This is a genomic window from Mesorhizobium sp. M7A.F.Ca.AU.001.01.1.1 (genome assembly GCF_004022735.1).
GTDB lineage: Bacteria > Pseudomonadota > Alphaproteobacteria > Rhizobiales > Rhizobiaceae > Mesorhizobium > Mesorhizobium ciceri.
This window is the reverse complement of sequence record NZ_RZPF01001082.1, coordinates 1-1,387: the sequence shown is the minus strand read 5'-3', so window position 1 is coordinate 1,387 and position 1,387 is coordinate 1. Positions and strand designations below refer to the sequence as shown.

Sequence of the window (1,387 nt, the reverse complement as noted above, 5' to 3'; positions counted from 1 at the left end):
GCCCTACTGCCCTACTGCCCTACTGCCCTACTGCCCTACTGCCCTACTGCCCTACTGCCCTTTATCCGTGGTCCGCGTCTTGGCGACTTCCTCTAGCATCCATTCGCGAAAGGCGACGATGCGCGGATCGTCGGCGGTATTCTCGGGATAGACCAGGAAATAGGCGAACTCGGGCGCCACGCGCAGGCCGAGTTCGAAAGGCTGCACCAGCCTGCCCTGGGAAAGGTCGTTCGCCACCATGGCGAAATCGGCGAGCGCAACGGCATTGCCGTCGAGCGCTGCCTGGACGGCATCCGTGGAATTTCCGAACACGACTGTCCGGCTGTCGTCGAAATCATTGATGCCGGCCGCCGCCATCCACATCCGCCAGTTCGGCCACGTCACGCCTTGCCGCGACCATTCGATATGCGCAAGCGTATGGTTGAAAAGATCGCGCGGCTCGCGCAGCGGCGGACCGGACGTCAAAAGGCTCGGGCTGCATACCGGAATGAGGATGTTGTCGAACAGCCGGTGGGTGCGAAGGCCCGGATATTTGCCAGCGCCAAAACGGATGCCGACATCGATGTCGTCAAGTTCGAAATCCCGCACTTCATAGGCAATGTCGAATCGCAACTCGATATCGGGGTGACGCTTGCGAAAATCGTCGACGCGTCGCATCAGCCATTTTGACGCGAACTGCGCGTCGAGCGTTACCTTCAAAAGAGCGGTGCCGCGCGTCAGCTTTTGCGCCCGCGAAACAGCCCGGCCAAGCAGGTCGAGCGCGTCCGCCGAGGCGTCGAACAGCACCGTTCCCGCCTCGGTGAGCCGGATGGTGCGGCTGGTGCGCGTGAACAGCACCAGCCCGAGCTGATCCTCGATTTCCTTGATCTGATGGCTGACGGCGGCCGGTGTCAGCCCAAGCTCGTCGGCGGCACGGGTGAAATTGAGGTGCCGGGCCGCCGCCTCCAGCGTCCTCAAGGCACGAGTCCCAGGCAGAAGACGAGCCATCCTATCCTCAAAGAAAACTTGATGATCGAGAGAAAACTACTCGTTTCCTACAGAGATTTCAATCTGGCATGATCTGTCCATCGAAACATCATCAAGCCGGATTTGATATTCGGGGAGAACGGAGCACACCATGTCCATCATCGTTTTGAATTCGTCCGCACATCGTCCGAACTGGCTGGCCGAAACCCTCGACTGGTTGCGTCACGCCCGGGTCGCGATACGCCTCCCCCGCCGCGATACTGCCTACCAGAACGTCGAGGATCTCTCCGACCGCCAACTGCGCGATATCGGCGGCGCGCGCCGTGATGTCGCTCGCGCAATGGACAAGGAGCTTGGCCGGCTGGGCCTGCTCGACATCGGCTGGCAGAGACCTGGCCGTAGGGGAATAGGGGAGTAGGGG

The 1,387-nt window shown here is 61.1% G+C and carries 2 protein-coding genes; one reads left to right on the top strand and one right to left on the bottom strand.

All coding sequences use genetic code 11. The features are described 5' to 3' along the window. Positions 1 to 51 precede the first annotated feature (51 nt). Positions 52 to 987 (bottom strand): transcriptional regulator GcvA, encoded by a 936-nt coding sequence (gcvA, locus tag EN884_RS36015; protein WP_013528901.1) that lies wholly within the window; start codon positions 985 to 987, stop codon positions 52 to 54. A 130-nt stretch (positions 988 to 1,117) separates the two neighbouring features. Here gcvA and EN884_RS36010 point away from each other — a divergent pair, with 130 nt between their 5' ends. After that, positions 1,118 to 1,384 (top strand): hypothetical protein, encoded by a 267-nt coding sequence (locus EN884_RS36010; protein WP_013528900.1) that lies wholly within the window; start codon positions 1,118 to 1,120, stop codon positions 1,382 to 1,384. The last annotated feature ends 3 nt before the right edge of the window (positions 1,385 to 1,387 follow it).

Bases quoted from the DNA above. Each gene is read 5' to 3' on its own strand.
- gcvA (WP_013528901.1), bottom strand. From the start codon at position 987: ATGGCTCGTCTTCTGCCTGGGACTCGTGCCTTGAGGACGCTGGAGGCG.
- EN884_RS36010 (WP_013528900.1), top strand. From the start codon at position 1,118: ATGTCCATCATCGTTTTGAATTCGTCCGCACATCGTCCGAACTGGCTG.